The sequence below is a fragment of the Tabrizicola oligotrophica genome, assembly GCF_011008935.1.
Taxonomy (GTDB): Bacteria; Pseudomonadota; Alphaproteobacteria; order Rhodobacterales; family Rhodobacteraceae; genus Tabrizicola_A; species Tabrizicola_A oligotrophica.
Window position 1 is genome coordinate 1 of the sequence record NZ_JAAIVJ010000013.1, and the last position, 14,729, is coordinate 14,729.

Annotated in this window: 15 protein-coding genes; 7 read left to right on the plus strand and 8 right to left on the minus strand. The window is 63.5% G+C overall.

The features are described 5' to 3' along the window. Window positions 1–317: 317 nt before the first annotated feature. Window positions 318–1,823 (minus strand): alpha/beta hydrolase domain-containing protein, encoded by a 1,506-nt coding sequence (locus G4Z14_RS15795; protein ID WP_164627465.1) that lies wholly within the window; start codon window positions 1,821–1,823, stop codon window positions 318–320. A gap of 120 nt (window positions 1,824–1,943) precedes the next feature. On the opposite strand from G4Z14_RS15795, the gene betI reads away from it, so the two are divergent. Together betI and G4Z14_RS15810 are read left to right on the plus strand one after the other, a co-directional pair. Further along, window positions 1,944–2,546 (plus strand): choline-binding transcriptional repressor BetI, encoded by a 603-nt coding sequence (gene betI / locus G4Z14_RS15800; protein WP_164627467.1) that lies wholly within the window; start codon window positions 1,944–1,946, stop codon window positions 2,544–2,546. An 879-nt stretch (window positions 2,547–3,425) separates the two neighbouring features. Then, on the plus strand, window positions 3,426–4,049 hold the full coding sequence (locus tag G4Z14_RS15810; protein WP_164627469.1) for a sulfotransferase family protein: 624 nt from the start codon (window positions 3,426–3,428) through the stop codon (window positions 4,047–4,049). Window positions 4,050–4,233: 184 nt separating this feature from the next. Here the strand turns inward: G4Z14_RS15810 and G4Z14_RS15815 are convergent, their stop codons facing one another. Then, a complete protein-coding gene (locus tag G4Z14_RS15815) occupies window positions 4,234–5,238 on the minus strand; it encodes a LysR substrate-binding domain-containing protein (protein ID WP_227751796.1) in 1,005 nt (334 codons plus the stop codon). A gap of 60 nt (window positions 5,239–5,298) precedes the next feature. Here G4Z14_RS15815 and G4Z14_RS15820 point away from each other — a divergent pair, with 60 nt between their 5' ends. Further along, complete coding sequence (locus tag G4Z14_RS15820) at window positions 5,299–6,444, plus strand: acyl-CoA dehydrogenase family protein (RefSeq protein ID WP_164627471.1); 1,146 nt, start codon at window positions 5,299–5,301, stop codon at window positions 6,442–6,444. A gap of 50 nt (window positions 6,445–6,494) precedes the next feature. On the opposite strand, the gene G4Z14_RS15825 is transcribed toward G4Z14_RS15820, so the two are convergent. After that, a complete protein-coding gene (locus tag G4Z14_RS15825; RefSeq protein ID WP_164627473.1) occupies window positions 6,495–6,977 on the minus strand; it encodes a nucleoside deaminase in 483 nt (160 codons plus the stop codon). 176 nt (window positions 6,978–7,153) lie between these two features. Further along, window positions 7,154–8,077 carry a homocysteine S-methyltransferase family protein gene (locus tag G4Z14_RS15830; RefSeq protein WP_164627475.1) on the minus strand — a complete coding sequence of 308 codons (924 nt, stop codon included), beginning with the start codon at window positions 8,075–8,077 and terminating at the stop codon, window positions 7,154–7,156. Window positions 8,078–8,464: 387 nt separating this feature from the next. Here G4Z14_RS15830 and G4Z14_RS15835 point away from each other — a divergent pair, with 387 nt between their 5' ends. Together G4Z14_RS15835 and G4Z14_RS15840 are read left to right on the plus strand one after the other, a co-directional pair. Further along, on the plus strand, window positions 8,465–8,785 hold the full coding sequence (locus G4Z14_RS15835; protein ID WP_164627477.1) for an H-NS histone family protein: 321 nt from the start codon (window positions 8,465–8,467) through the stop codon (window positions 8,783–8,785). 147 nt (window positions 8,786–8,932) lie between these two features. Further along, window positions 8,933–10,192, plus strand: coding sequence for a site-specific DNA-methyltransferase (locus tag G4Z14_RS15840; protein WP_164627479.1), 1,260 nt, complete (start codon window positions 8,933–8,935; stop codon window positions 10,190–10,192). A 15-nt stretch (window positions 10,193–10,207) separates the two neighbouring features. Here G4Z14_RS15840 and G4Z14_RS15845 read toward each other — a convergent pair whose 3' ends face one another. From G4Z14_RS15845 to G4Z14_RS15865, 4 genes are all read right to left on the minus strand, one after another. Next, entirely contained in the window at window positions 10,208–10,756 is a 549-nt protein-coding gene (locus G4Z14_RS15845) for a DUF3489 domain-containing protein (RefSeq protein WP_164627481.1), read from the minus strand. Between the two features lie 3 nt (window positions 10,757–10,759). Next, window positions 10,760–10,984: a hypothetical protein gene (locus G4Z14_RS15850; protein ID WP_164627483.1), complete on the minus strand. Its 225-nt coding sequence runs from the start codon at window positions 10,982–10,984 to the stop codon at window positions 10,760–10,762. A gap of 92 nt (window positions 10,985–11,076) precedes the next feature. Next, complete coding sequence (locus G4Z14_RS15855; RefSeq protein ID WP_164627567.1) at window positions 11,077–11,307, minus strand: hypothetical protein; 231 nt, start codon at window positions 11,305–11,307, stop codon at window positions 11,077–11,079. A gap of 498 nt (window positions 11,308–11,805) precedes the next feature. After that, window positions 11,806–12,030, minus strand: coding sequence for a DUF6900 domain-containing protein (locus G4Z14_RS15865; RefSeq protein WP_164627485.1), 225 nt, complete (start codon window positions 12,028–12,030; stop codon window positions 11,806–11,808). Between the two features lie 118 nt (window positions 12,031–12,148). Between G4Z14_RS15865 and G4Z14_RS15870 the strand changes: the two genes are divergently transcribed. Then, window positions 12,149–12,703 (plus strand): hypothetical protein, encoded by a 555-nt coding sequence (locus G4Z14_RS15870; protein ID WP_164627487.1) that lies wholly within the window; start codon window positions 12,149–12,151, stop codon window positions 12,701–12,703. After that, window positions 12,651–14,729: a phage terminase large subunit family protein gene (locus G4Z14_RS15875; RefSeq protein ID WP_227751797.1), complete on the plus strand. Its 2,079-nt coding sequence runs from the start codon at window positions 12,651–12,653 to the stop codon at window positions 14,727–14,729. Before G4Z14_RS15870 ends, G4Z14_RS15875 begins: the two co-directional genes overlap by 53 nt.

The following is a 14,729-nucleotide window of genomic DNA, read 5'->3' on the forward strand; positions in this document are numbered from 1 at the left end:
AACCCCGATCCTCGATCTGGGCCACGGCATCGCGCTTGAACTCGTCTGTGAATTTAGCTCCGGACATCTTGTCCTCCTTGCTTCCAAAATTACCAAGCAAGGCGTCTACAAATCTAGGGGCGATTCATAGAGAGCGGTCCAATGCCCGACACAAGCCTTTGCTTGCGACCCGGTTTCCCGTGGGTGCGGGTACAGTTCTGAACCATCCGCTCGGTTCAATGGCGCACCATGTGGGTTCGGTTGCAGCCGCATGGGCAGACCGCTAGTTGCGGAAGGTGTGAACTATCCTGTTCACACCTTCCAAATTCTGCAAGTTGTCAGAACTTCACCGCCTGGGCACCCGCGATCAGCTTGGCCTTGTCCTCTTCCAGCAGGAACCCCTTCTGCACCAGATCATCGGTCGCCGCCGTGAAGGCCTTCACATAGCCGTCGGGCGAGCCATACAGCTTGCCCAACGTGGCGGCGTCGAAGGGCACCAGCTCAGGGCAGCCGTCCGACAGCGTCGCGCGACCCTCGCCATAGGCGTTGATCGGCACCGCCACCATCGGCAGACGCAACCCGCCCTTGGCCGTGCCATTCGCGTCATAGTCGATGTCGAAACTGCCGGGCTTCAGGGCTATGGGTTCGGCTTGGGGCGGGGCAATCCCCTGTTCGGTCCAGGCGATCAGGTGCTGGTACATCGCCTTTTCGGCCATGTAGAGCGGCACTTCCGGGCGCTCGGGCGGGCAACGCCAGGCCGTCCACTCGCTGCCGCCCAACAGATCGCCCTTGGCGAGATCCTTGTGGTCGGCATCGCCATACAGATACTGCCAGAGCCAGCCGTGGTTTGACCCCGCCAGCTCCCAGGTGCGCGACCGGTCAGTCGCGGTCGCGCTGTCGGGCTTGGGCGCGCGCTGGCGATAGGGAAAGAAATCCCATTGCGAATTGATCAGCATCAAGGGCTCGGGCCGCCCGGGGATCACTTGCTGCGGGTCGTCGGCGGCCAGAGGCGTGGCGCATTGCTGGATCGGGCTGCCCTCGGGCGAAGTCGCGGCCTCAAGAAGGAAACCGTCGAAGATCGGCTCGGATTTGCCGCCCCGGTCGAGGCGCGCCTTGGGCTGGAAGTATTTGTAGTATGTGACGATGTAATTGCCGCTTTGGGATTCTCCGGTCAGGTAGACGGTCTTGGCTTGCACGCCCAAGGGGCTATCATCGCTTTTCAGCATCGCGCCAACTTGGGTGAAGATGTCCCAGGCCAAGCCGTTTTCCTCCAGCTTTGAGAGGTTCGGCGAATAGCCCTCTTCACCCGGAAGTTGCCCGCAGGCCTGCTGATCGACGGGGATCGGATTTTGGAACTTCAGCCGACCATAGCGGTCTGCATCGAACTTGATCAGCCCCGGAAAGACGGCGGGTTTGCTGGTGATGCCGACATAGACGTCACCATTGGCCACCACCCGCCCCCACAGCGCCGACCACATCGCGGTCCAGTCATACATCGCCGAGGGGTTGATGATCTCGACCACCACGCGGCCGCTGAATTTCGACATGTCCGAGGGGCGGCGGATCGTCATGCGTGTCACATAGGCGCCCTCACCGGTGACCGTGGTCTCATAGTTGCCATTTGGCATCCAGTTATGGACCTGCGATGTGCCGCTGATCAGGTATTCGTCCTCCTGAAACCCAAGGGCCGCAAGGTCGATAGGCTCGACCTGCCAGGCGGCGCCGTTGAAGATATGGGAGGTCTCAGTCACCGGGATCGGCCCCTCGACCTTGGGCAGGTCGAAGGCCTGGGCGGGAAGAGCCGCCAGCAGGAAGAGGCTGGTAAGGGACGTACGGAGGGGCATTCGGATCTCCTGGAGTTGTGGCCGAGTGGAATCAATACTGTCCGACGGTAATCATCGTTGACCCGTCGGTCAATGCTTGATCCCGCCGTTAATTTCGTCGACAGTCGCGGCGGAGGTGCCATGAAACTCACGAAACTCTCGGACATCAGGCGGCAAGAACTGCGCCGGGCCGCCGTGACGGTCATGCAGCGCGAGGGGGCGGCCGCGACGACGCTGGAGAAGGTCGCCACCGAAGCCGGAGCCTCAAAAGGCATCGTCCTTCACTATTTCCGCGACAAGCAGGACCTCTTCGAACAGGCGATGCGCGAGGCCAATGCCGATCTGCGCGACCGCGTCGTGCGGCGACTTCGGTTGGCCGAGACGCCGCCTCAACGACTGTGGGCCATCGTCGAAGAGAACCTCGGCGCCGAGGTCTTTCGTCCGCCGCATGGCCATGCCTGGCTGTCGCTTTGCGCCGAGGCCCCCCGGGCGCCGCGCCTGGCGCGACTGCAGCGCGTGTTCCACAGCCGGATGCACTCCAACATGATGTCGGCGCTGACGCCCCTTTTGCCGCGGGACGAAGCGGAGGCGCTCGCCTTGACGCTTTCGGCGCTGATCGACGGGCTTTGGGTGCGGCTGGGACTGGGCGACCGCTCAGTCACCCACGAGATCGCACTCGATCTCGCCCGGCGGCTCGTGGCGCGGCATTTGCCGGGAGTAGAGGTCATATCACGCGACTTCTGAGTGGGCGGCTGTCAGACCTTTGGAGGTTTTCTGTCGTAACCGGGACTGGTCGAGCCCCTTGCGACAAGCCCAGAGGGAATATGGACACACTGATCGGGGGGATGCCGATTGTTCATCAACTTTCTTGCGCCTGATGCGTTCGCGTTTGAGCAGGTTAAAGAAGCTCTATACGACCGCATTGTCCCAGCAGTTGCCGCAGCGGCTCATGCTGGGAACTAGATTGTGCTGCTCGAGGAAATCCTGCCACTCATGACTATATCCGCATGAACAGGGGCATCCCCCTGCGGGCGGGGCAAGCTGTCTGGTGAGATCGCGCTGTATGCGCCCCGCCCCTACCCGAGTTCGTCGACGAGTTCCTCAAGGGAAGGTAATCGACGAGGCCGGATGGCCCCCCCTCTGGTTCCTCCCCGGCCCCTGACGTATGCGGGGGGGCGCAGCGCAGCACTTCGCTAGCGACTGGCCTTTTCACCGGGGAATCCACTGGGAATCCAGATCGTGAAGGTCGTGATTTTTAATCACGTAATATCAGAATCTTACTAAATCACGATCTCGCCATGCTGGATTCTTTTGCGGAATCCAGCACGGCCAAGTCGTGATTTCAGTAGCCAGTATGGACGCCGCCCTTCCTGCGACCATGCCGGAACCAAGTCGGTGCGTGTTGCCAAGTCGCGGATAGCTCGGCCCGTCACTTGGGTAGCATAGACGACCCGCCCCGCGCGTGGACTGTTCGGCCGACCTGCCCGCTCAGGGCGAGGTTTGACTTGCCAATGCCCACCCCTAGCGTCACTCTTGCTCAGGAGAGCCTCTAATTTGGTGGATGACGGAACAGGGCCCGGGCCAAGTGCCGGTCGTCGGGCGCGCAGTTCGGAGTAGGGATAAATGACCTTGCGGGTGGTTGGCGCTGGACTGGGGCGGACCGGAACGACATCCCTGAAGTCGGCACTTGAGTTTCTTCTGAAGGCGCCATGTTACCACATGGACGAGGTGTACGCTCATCCCGAGCATGTGGAAGTTTGGCGATCGGCGCTTCGAGGCGATACAGCGGGCCTGGGTGCCATCATGGAAGGCTACGCTGCAACCGTTGACTGGCCGGCAGGCGCTTTCTGGCGGGAACTGAGTTCATTGTATCCCAAAGCGCTGGTGGTCCTGACTGTCCGTGAGACAGCCGAAGCCTGGTGGAAAAGCGCCAACGCAACGATCCTTGAGAAGAATCGCCAGCCAGTTTCGGCCAACGATCCGCTGGCGGTATCGTCGGGGATGATCGAAGAGATGATGTCGTGGCGTTTCACGCCGGACTGGAACGACCGGAAAAGTGCGCTGGCGGCCTACGAGCGCCACAACGCATCTGTCCGCGAAGGCGTCGCGCCTGGCCGTTTGCTGGAATGGAAGCCCGACGACGGGTGGGAGCCACTGTGTGCCGCGCTGGAGGTCCCAGTCCCCAAAGCCGCGTTCCCCCACAAGAATTCGGCCAAGGAGTTTCGCGCGCAGATGGGATTGGACTAGCGACAGCACTCCGTCTCGAAGAAAAGTATCTGACCCGCGAGCCGATCAAAACCAGAGTCTTTCTCCGACCCCTTTTGCCGCGGCTCTGCGGCACATCGAGCGGGTTCGGCTCCGAGGCTTCCGACGAACGCCTGTCCATGTGCCTTCGGACAACGCGTCTTGCTGCGGCGGAGGTGCTCCGAGATCAGCTTCTCTGGTGGTCGGTCGACATCATCGCGCGAAAACATTCAGCGATCCAGGCCTCGAAGGCTTTGATCGTCTGTTGGCGCGGATGATTTGGCCGATGCGCCGCGATGAAAGCGTAGCCTTCGAGGGCGAGTGAGGAAACCCTGACCAAAGCGCCACTCGCCAGTTCCGGAGCCACCAAGATGTCGCTGCAGATCGCGATACCGTATCCGGCTATGGCAGCTTCGATACCGTGAAGATCCTCGCGAAAGCTGAGGGAGGCGTGCCCTGCAAGGTCCGGGACATCTGACCATCGCTCACGCGCCAGCCGGACCCACTCAAACCACATTGGCGGATTGAGGAAGTCATCGGTCCACTGGCCATCGATCAGGGGATAGCGGGACAGGTCCTGCGGGGTAAAGTCGAGCGGGCCCCGGCCGACCAGGGACGGGCTGGCGACAACGAGATAGTTGTCTCGGCCAATCTCAGAGCAAACCAGACCCTTCGGCGCCTGCCGTGCATAGCGGATGGCGACGTCGACCTCACCTCCGACCAGATCGAGCACGGTGTCGCTGCCCATGATGTCCAGCCCGATGTCGGGACGCAATGCCCGCCAGGAGGGAACACGAGGCATGAGCCAGCGGGCCGCGAAGGCGTTGGTTGCGGTGACCTTCAGCCGCTGCTGCTGTCGATCTGAAATGGCTTCAAAGCCTTCCGCAAAGAGATCGAGTCCCTTGCTGACACGGGAAAGGAGGGTTGCACCAGCCGGCGTCAGACTTAGTGGGCGTGGACGGCGTTGAAACAGCGGCTTGCCACAGGACTGTTCAAGGAGCCTAACCTGGTGACTGATCGCCGTCGGAGTCAGGCCGAGCTCCCGGGCGGCATCCTGAAAGCTGAGCAAACGCCCGGCAGCCTCAAAAGCCCGGAGCGACGCCAGGGGTGGAAGGCTGCGCATCACGTCTGTCGCTTCTGGATGAACTGAATTCACTCTCACATGAAAACTGCGGTTTTGCAACGTCGACATGTCCGGTGCAATGCTGTCGGATAGCGAAGCCCGGTCGGAGGACAGGTCATGGATGGCTCGATGGCATACCAACTTCCCGAACTCATGGACCGGGTACGCGGGCTTGCCCCGCTGGTGGAACTGCATCGGTCCGAATTTGACATCCTACGCAGATTGCCTGACGCGGTAACTCAAGCCATGGTCGAGGCCGACCTTTTCCGGCTATGGACGCCGCGTGCCCTTGGCGGTGCAGAGATCAGCCCCCGGGATCTTATCGAGGTGGTGGAGGCAGCTGCCGCCATTGACGGCAGTTTCGGCTGGTGCCTGACGAATGCCAACACGATGGGCCGAATGGTGGCCTATCTCGGCCCCGAGGTCGCGAGAGACTGGGTTGCCGGGCCTGATTGCCAGATGGCAGGATCAACTGCTTCCCTGGGTGTGGCACGACGCGTCGAGGGTGGTTTCAGGGTCTCGGGCCGTTGGCCATTCACCAGCGGCCTTCCCACCGCGCGGCGCGTCGTCGGTCTTTGCCAGATCGAGGGCGAAGGAACGGCCAACGCCCCGGCGATGCTGTTTTGCCATTTGCCGACCAGCACCATCCAGACCATTGATTCCTGGTTCGTCTCCGGTCTGCGCGGCACCGGCAGCCAGGACTTCGTGGCGGACGACGTCTTTGTGCCGGGCGAACACACCCATGGGTTTGTCGATGCCCTGCCCCGACATTCGGGTGCGCTCTATCGCTTTCCCATCATTCCGATGCTGACCTTGAGCGTCTCGATCGTGCCGTTGGGCATCGCCAAGGCCGCCATCGACGCATTCATCGCGCTGTCGGGCCGGACGATCTCGGGAAGCTCGCAGCCCCTCAGGGAGCGCGAGATGATCCAGATTGACCTCGCCCACGCCGAAGCACTGCGTCGCTCGGGCAAGGCGCTTATCCTTTCGGCCTTGCAGGATTTGGAAGATGCCCTCGATGTTGGTGGTCAGAGCCTCACCGAAGCCAGGGCCTTTTTCCGCGTGGCGCTGGCCCATTCGGCTGAGTGCTCGCTTCGAGCGGTGGAAATCGTCGCATCCGCGGCCGGCGCGGCCGCAATTTCCGAAGGCGGGCGGCTCGAACGTTGTGTCAGAGATGTTCAGGCCGCTGTGAAGCATGTTGCCATGGCACCGCACAATTTCGTGGTCGGAGGACAAGTGATGCTGGGCATCGATGTCTCCGGGAAACGGTTCTGACGGTCACTTGAGTCAGTGGGATCGACAATCGCATCGCACAGCAGCGCTTCTCAGCCCTTGGGCATCTGCTTCCAAAAGTCTCTATGCGGGGCGAGCAACTCGTCGTCGAGTTCGGGAAACGGCCCGTACACCTTGATGTCCTTCTGACCTGAACCAAGCACCGTGCGCACAGGAAGGCTCATTGTCGGGTTCTCTGGGTGGTCACCGGTGAGCGCCAGGAGCTGGCTTTCCTCATAGCCGTAAACGAACCGACCGATGTTCGCCCAGTAGAGCGTGCCGGCGCACATCGCACAGGACTCGCCGGTCGAAACGAGAGTGCAGGTCCAGAGGAATTCCGATGGGTAGGCCTCCGCCGCGCGCCGCGCAAGTTCGGTCTCGGCATGCCGGACGGTGCCGATATTGCCCTGACGCATGAGAATGCGGTCGTCAGGACCCACCAGCACCGCGCCAAAGGGATGATGGCCATGCCGGGCCGCATCGATGGCGACTTCGTTGGCGGCGCGGATGTGTGCGATCATCTGGTCGCGTGTCATGTCGCCGCCGCTTCTCATAGATGCAGTTGCCTTGCTCAAAGTCATGCTTTCCTCCGTCTAGCTGGATGAATGGGAACACATCGGCGACCCCTTAAGGTTGAGGGCTTGGCTCAAAGACAATCAGCCAATTCCGCTAAATTGGCCCTGATGCGGGGGGCGTCTGGACAAGCCCTGCCTCAGACGCCCGCGGCGATCAGCGCCTTGATGTGCCGCATGTCCGAACCGCAGCAGCCGCCGACGACGCGGAGTTCCGGCAGGCGTCCCGCCATTTCGGCGTAAAGCGCGCCGAATTCATCCGGGTCACCGTCATCCAGTTCTGTTGCCTCATCCAGTTCGGCATGGCTGCGGCGCGATGCATTGGGTCGGATCATGCCGATGCGGTTCACCCAGCCCGACGGCAGCTGTTCGCCGAAGTGCTCGGGATGGGCGCAGTTGATCCCATAGTAACGAACATAGCCGTCGGTCGCCGTTTCGACCTGGTCGAGCGCGGAGGCGAGGTCCTGCCCGGTCGGCAATCGCCCGTCGATCTCGACCGTGAACGACAACGCGAAAGGCAAGCCAAGGTCGCGCGCCCGGTTGATCATGCCGATGGCCTCGCCCGGGTGGGTGATGGTGAAGGCCGAGGCGATGTCCACGCCCTCTTCGGCAAAAGTCTCCAGTTGGGCGTTGTGCAGGCGGTAAGCTTCGTCCGGAGTCAGCAGTTGTTCGGGCGCATATCCATCGCCGGCCGGTCCGAGTGCCCCTTCGATCAGGATGTGGTCGCGCCAAGGATGGGCATCGCGCAGCTCGCGGGCGAAGGCCATGGCACGCCGGTTGACATCGCGGATCCCCGCGTCGTCCAATCCGAGCTTCGGTCCCCAGCCACCGTTGGCGCGCCAGGTTGGAGTGCCGAGCACAAAGCCTCGCCCAGCTGACTGTGCCAGGTCGAAATAGGATACCGCGTAGCGACGCAGCATCTCGCGACCCTCCGGGCTGTCGAGAAGGACGAAGGAGGCGAACAGCGGCATGTCGGCGCCGTGGTGAAAGATCAGATCCGTTTCCATACCCCCGTCGCTGATGAACGGTTCTGGCGACGAAAGCAGACGATCAAGCATACCCATGATTTATTCCCCCAAAGACCTCATCTTAGCAAATTCCGCCCGCGCGGTCGAACTCGGTTGAAGGTCATGCCGTTAATGGCCTCGCTACCGATCTTTCGCGCCGACAACAGATTGAATCCACTCACAGATTCCGATTGACAAACCTGCCCCTCTTGACCTACCCCTCAATCATCGAAGAATTGCGCCCGGAGGATACCCCTCGCGGGCGCTCTTGTTTTCTGGGCACATGCACGAGGCGGTCAAAGTCGCGGCAGAAGAGCGCTGGCGGGATCGGACGATTGAGGGGCAGCCGCGCTCGACTCACCGTGCAGCCCGCTCGGGAAGACCTTGCTGCGAAGAAACCGTAGAGATAATGCCTGACAGCTGCGCAAAACCGGGAGAATCGAATTGGATCGCCTGAACATTGAAGCGATGACCCTGAAGGAGCTGCAGTCTCTGGAAAAGTCCATCGCCAAGTCCATTTCGACTTTTAAAGGCCGCCAGAAGGCCGAAGCGCTGGCAAAGGTCGAGGCACTGGCCAAGGAGCTGGGCTTTGTGCTGACGGACCTGATCGGTGCGGAACGACCCAAGTCCATCCGGGCGCCCGCCACTGCGAAATACCACCATCCAGAGAACTTCTCGATCACCTGGTCGGGCCGTGGTCGCAGACCACAGTGGTTCATCGATCACGTAGACGCAGGGAATGACCCGAGCACCCTGGCCGTCTAGCATTCCGCGACCAAACCACCGAAAGCAGCGCCCGGAGGGACCCCCTCGCGGGCGCTTTTCATTTCGCCCTTCGCGGACCCTGCCCCGCCGCCACTCTCACAAGCGGCGCGCATCGCGTTGTCCGCCCTGCCATGAACGAGAGCCCCAATGGACCTGGTGTTCACCCCGAGCCAGATCGAGACTTGGCCGATCGAACGGCTGCGCCCCTATGCCAGGAACGCCAAGATCCACGGCACCAACCAGGTGGCGAAGATCGCGGCCAGCATGGCGAAGTTCGGCTGGACAGTGCCCTGCATGGTGGCGGACGACGGCGAGTTGATTGCCGGTCATGGTCGGGTGCTGGCCGCCACGATGTTGGGCCTGAAGGATGTGCCAGTGATACGGCTTGGCCATCTGGATGAAGCGGAGCGCCGGGCTTATCGGATCGCCGACAACAAACTGACCGAGTTGGGCGAGTGGGACGAGGCCATGCTGCGCGACGAGATCGCGGGGCTGTTGGCCGAAGATTTCGACCTGTCCCTGCTCGGCATCACCGACGAGGATTTGGACGCCCTGCTGCGCGATCCCGATCAGGCCGAGGCTGGTGCTATCGAGGGCGAAGACGAAGTGCCAGAGCCGCCGGTCACGCCCGTGTCAGTGACGGGTGACCTTTGGCAGCTGGGGTCGCACCGTCTGATCTGCGGTGACAGCACGTCCGCCGACGTGGTTGGGCGCCTGCTGGGCAATGTTCGCCCATTGCTCATGGTCACAGACCCACCCTACGGCGTGGAATATGATCCGTCCTGGCGCAACCAGGCTGGGGCCGCCAAGACCAAACGCACCGGCAAGGTGCTGAACGATGACCGGGCCGACTGGCGCGAGACCTGGGCACTGTTCCCCGGCGATGTCGCCTATGTCTGGCATGGCGCGCTGCACTCTTCGACCGTAGCGGAAAGCCTGGTCGCGGCGGGCTTCACCGTGCGGTCACAGATCATCTGGGCCAAGGACCGCCTCGTCCTGAGCCGAGGCGATTATCACTGGCAGCATGAACCCTGCTGGTATGCCGTCAAGAAGACTGGCAAGGGGCACTGGGCGGGCGACCGGAAGCAGACCACCCTGTGGCAGATCGCCAACAAGGATCAGGATGCCGCAACCGTGCACGGCACGCAGAAGCCGGTCGAATGCATGCGCCGCCCGATCCTGAACAATTCCAGCCCCGGTCAGGCGGTGTTCGAGCCCTTCATGGGATCGGGCACGACGCTGATCGCGGCGGAAACCACAGGCCGCGTCTGCTTCGGGATCGAACTGAACCCGGCTTACGTCGATGTTGCCATCACCCGCTGGCAGGACTTCTCTGGCGCCACGGCCATACTGGCCGAGACCGGAGAGAGTTTCGCCGATCTGAAGGCCAAGCGACTGGCGGACTGATGCCGCAGTGCGGGGTCAGACCGCCGAATTGATGCGGTAGATCCTACCCCGCGTGTCATCCTTGGTGGAGGTCACAACCAGCCCCAGCTTCTTGCCCAAGGCCCCGGACATAGCGCCCCTCGCCGTATGAGGCAGCCACGACAAGGCTGCTGTAATCTCGTCCATCGTCGCGCCTTCGGGCCGCTGCAGCATCGCGATCAACTGCGCCTGCTTGGTTCCGGCGCGCAGGGTCGGTGCCTTGGTTTCGGCCTCGGGCTCCGTCTTGGCGCGCTCCCGAATGACGGCGATGGTCTGCACCACTGCCGGTTCGATCCCGACTGCAAGAAGCCCTGCGTCGGTGACGATCAGCGTCGTGCCGTGACCATCGCCGGTCTCGCGCCAGAGCGGCTCGCCGCGACGAAGGTTGGCCTCGACCTCCTGCAGCCAGCCCCGGTCGATCATCTTGCCGACGGCCATTTTCGCCGCCGCTCCGGCCAGCCCCTTGGGCAACGGCAGGGCGAGATTGTCCGGGCGCTGGGCTCCGGCGGTCAGGATCAGGCTCTGGGTTTCCGACAGCTTGGTCATGGCTCAGGCCTCCCACTTGGCGAATTCGCCGCCCATGCCCATGCTGTCGGCGATGCGGCGCAGGATGCCCGGCGACTGGCGTTCCAGATCGGCGGCGAGCCGCGCCTCCTTGAAGAAGGTCTCGCGCGGCAGATGGTTGAGGGTGCCGTAGTGCAGGCGCATCGAGGCTTCGACCCCGGCGGGGTTCAGGTCGGGCGCCAGTTCCTTGAGCAAGGTCTGATAGTACATCGGGTATTCCGTTCATCTGGCCGCGCGGGATGCGCCGCCTTCTACGAGGCCAAGCCCCGCCATCGCGGGGCTGGTCCGGGGCCGTGGCCTTTTCACTCGGCGTGTTCGCCTTCCTTGAAGGCGCTGTCGGTGATCTCGCGCAGCAGGCTGGCGTAATGGGTCAGCGTGCCGACATGGCCCCAGTTCACCTCGTCGGGATGGGTCTCGAAATGGTCAGCGCTCAGCGCCTGCAGCCGCGCAAGCATGGTGTCCATCTCGGCCTTGGCGGCAAGGAAGGCGCTCAGGGCTTTGTCGTTCGTGGCGGCGGCGCGGCGGGTGGTCATGGCGGGGCATCCTTGGGTGAGTTGCATCGTTTCCGTGTAATCACAATCGCTCTGACGGGCCCCCAAGTGTAGGTAATTCCGAGCAATATCAGTGCTTTCTGATTGAACTCCGCGTGGCCCATGTGGGGGCTGCTCCGCATTGGCTTGTGGCGCGACCGTCACCCATTGGCAGCCGATCCACATGTAAAGGTGGGCAAATTCCCGTGTGGGACGTGGCAGGATGCGCGGTTTGCTCGGCGGGTCGAAGCAATCCAGCGCCTCCGGGGTGACCTGCCGGATTTCACGGGCGGCGATGATGTCTTCGGGCTTCCAGCCTGCCAGCGCGGGCAGCATATGGGCGGGATAACCATCGTAGTGGACATAGACATGGGCCCATTCGTCGGGGCCGATCTGGATCGCGATCTGGGCGCGGGTGCTCATCTGCCTGCCTCACGCCTGAACGCCGGGAAGCGTGGCGACATGGCTGCAAGTGGTGGTGTTCGTCATGGCTTGTTCCTTTCAGCGGCAGGCAGTGGCGGCGGCCAGCGTGGCCTTGGCACCGGCGATCCGCCCGGCCTCGTAGGCGGCCTCGAGGGCCGCCCGCATCGCCCAGACCGCCACATCGTGGAAATCCAGCCGGTCGCTGTTCCGGGTCTCCAGCGTCTCGATGAAGAAATGCTTCGCGGCGATCTCGAGGATCAGGGCTTCGGGGGCAGCGGGCGTGGGTTTGGTCGCTTCGGTCATGGCTCGGTCTCTCCGGGTGAGTTGCATCGTTTTTCCTGAACCCAGAGTCGCTCTGTCGCGAAGTGTAATCAACTGAATACCAAGCAATATCATTGCTTTAATCCAGACAGGCGCGACGATGGAGGGGATGAGCGAGCGGGACTATTCCGCGCATTCCGGGCTCTCGCGCGGCGCGATCCAGAAGGCCCGCAAGACCGGGCGGCTGGTGGTCTACGGCGATGGGTCGATCAACGCGGCCGCGTCCGATGTGCGTCGCGCCGACATGACTGATCCTGACCAGCAGCGGCGCAGCACCGGCGGTGACAGCGGGTTCAGCGGTCCAGTAGACAGTTCGTCCTATCTTAAGGCCCGAACCGCGCTGACGGTCTACCAGGCACAGGAGCGCCAGTTGGCGATCCAGAAGAAGAAGGGCGCGCTGGTCGAACGGGCGCGGGCAGAGGCGCTGGTCTTCCGCCTCGCGCGGCAGGAGCGCGATGTCTGGGTGACCTGGCCCGCCCGGGTGGCGGCCTTGATCGCGGCCGAGGTGGCCGCGGAGGTGGAAAAGCAATCCGGACAGCCGGTGCGACCGGAGCGACCGGTGATCATCGAGGCCGCGATCCTGCAGAGGGTGCTGGAAACCCATGTCAGAGCGCAACTCGACGCCCTCGCCGATCTCCGGGTTTCCCTCGGGTGACGGGGAGACGGATCACGATCTGGCCGCTGACGATCTGACCGAAGGCCTCGACCTCGATTTCGACGGGGCCGAGGATCTGTTGCGGGTCTGGCGCAACGGCATGCGTCCCGATCCTGACCTGACGGTGTCGGAATGGGCGGACGCGCATCGCTGGCTGTCGTCACGCGCTGCGGCGGAACCGGGGCGGTATCGCACGGCGCGTGCGCCCTACCTGCGCGAGATCATGGATGCGCTGTCGCCCCGCCACCCGGCGCAGCGGATCACCTTCATGAAGGCCGCGCAGGTTGGCGCCACCGAAGCTGGCAACAACTGGATCGGCTTTGTCATCCATCACGCCCCGGGGCCGATGCTGGCCGTGCTGCCCACCGTCGAGATGGCAAAGCGCACCTCACGGGGCCGTCTCGATCCGCTGATTTCTGAGTCCCCGGCGCTGCGCGAACGGGTCAATCCAGCCCGCTCGCGTGACGCGGGCAACTCGATGCTGTCGAAGGAGTTCCCGGGCGGCATCCTGGTCTTGACCGGGGCCAACTCGCCGACCGGCCTGCGCTCAATGCCCGCGCGCTACATCTTTCTCGACGAGGTCGATGCCTATCCGGCCTCGGCCGACGAGGAAGGTGACCCGGTCACGCTGGCCGAGGCGCGGACCACCACCTTCTCGCACCGGCGCAAGGTGTTCATGGTCTCGACGCCGACGATCCGGGGCATCAGCCGGATCGAGCGCGAGTTTGAGGCCTCGGACCAGCGCCGGTACTTCGTGCCCTGCCCGCATTGCGGGGCGATGCAATGGCTGCAATTTGAACGCCTCCGCTGGGAGAAGGGGCGGCCTGACACCGCCGCCTACCATTGCGAGGGCTGTGAGAAGCCCATCGCCGAGCACCACAAGACCGGAATGCTGGAGAAGGGTGAGTGGCGCGCGACGGCGGTGCCCGCCGATCCGCATTCCATCGGCTTTCACCTCTCGGCGCTCTATTCGCCGCTGGGCTGGAAAAGCTGGGCCCAGATCGCACGGGACTGGCTGGCGGCCCAAGGCTCAGAGGAGATGCTGCGCGCCGCGCGCAACACCTTGTTGGGTGAGACATGGGTCGAGTCCGGCGATGCGCCGGAATGGCAGCGGCTGGCCGAGCGCCGTGAAGCCTATGGTGGGGTACAAATCCCGGCTGGCGGGTTGTTCCTGACGGCTGGCGTCGATGTGCAGAAGGACCGGATCGAGGTCGATGTCTGGGCCTGGGGCCGCGGCCTGGAGTCCTGGCTGGTCGATCACATCGTGATCGCCGGTGGCCCGGACGATCCGGCCTGCTGGGACAAGTTGACGGCCCTCCTGGGGCGGACATGGACCTGCGCCAATGGCGCGGTGATGGTGATCGGCAAGCTCGCCATCGACACCGGCTATGAAGCCCCGGCGGTTTACGCCTGGGCGCGCAAGCAGGGCTTCGAACAGGTCGCGCCGATCAAGGGGCTCGAAGGCTTCAACCGCGCCACGCCGGTGTCGGGCCCGACCTTTGTGGATGCGACCATCGGCGGCAGACGTCTGCGCCGGGGCGCGCGGCTCTGGTCGGTGGCCACCGCGACCTTCAAGACCGAAACCTACCGCTTCCTGCGGCTGGAGCGGCCTTCGGATGAAGACCGGGCGCTTGGCGTGCTGGACGCCCCCGGCACCGTGCACCTGCCCGACTGGATCGACACCGAATGGCTGAAGCAGCTGGTGGCCGAACAGCTGGTCACCGTGCGCAACAAGCGCGGCTATGCCCATCCCGAATGGCAGAAGATGCGCGAGCGTAACGAGGCGCTGGACAGCCGCGTCTATGCGCGTGCGGCGGCGTGGATCATGGGCGCTGATCGCTGGGACGAGGCAACCTGGCGGCGGCTCGAGGCGCAGGCCGGGGTCGAAACCAGACCGCCAGTCACCCCGACTGCTGTCGAAGGTGTCGCAATGGAACCAGCAACGCCCACCCCGGCCAAGGCCGGAACAACGACGACGCCACGGCGGAAACGCCGGGCCTACACCCCGAACTTCATGAGGGACTGA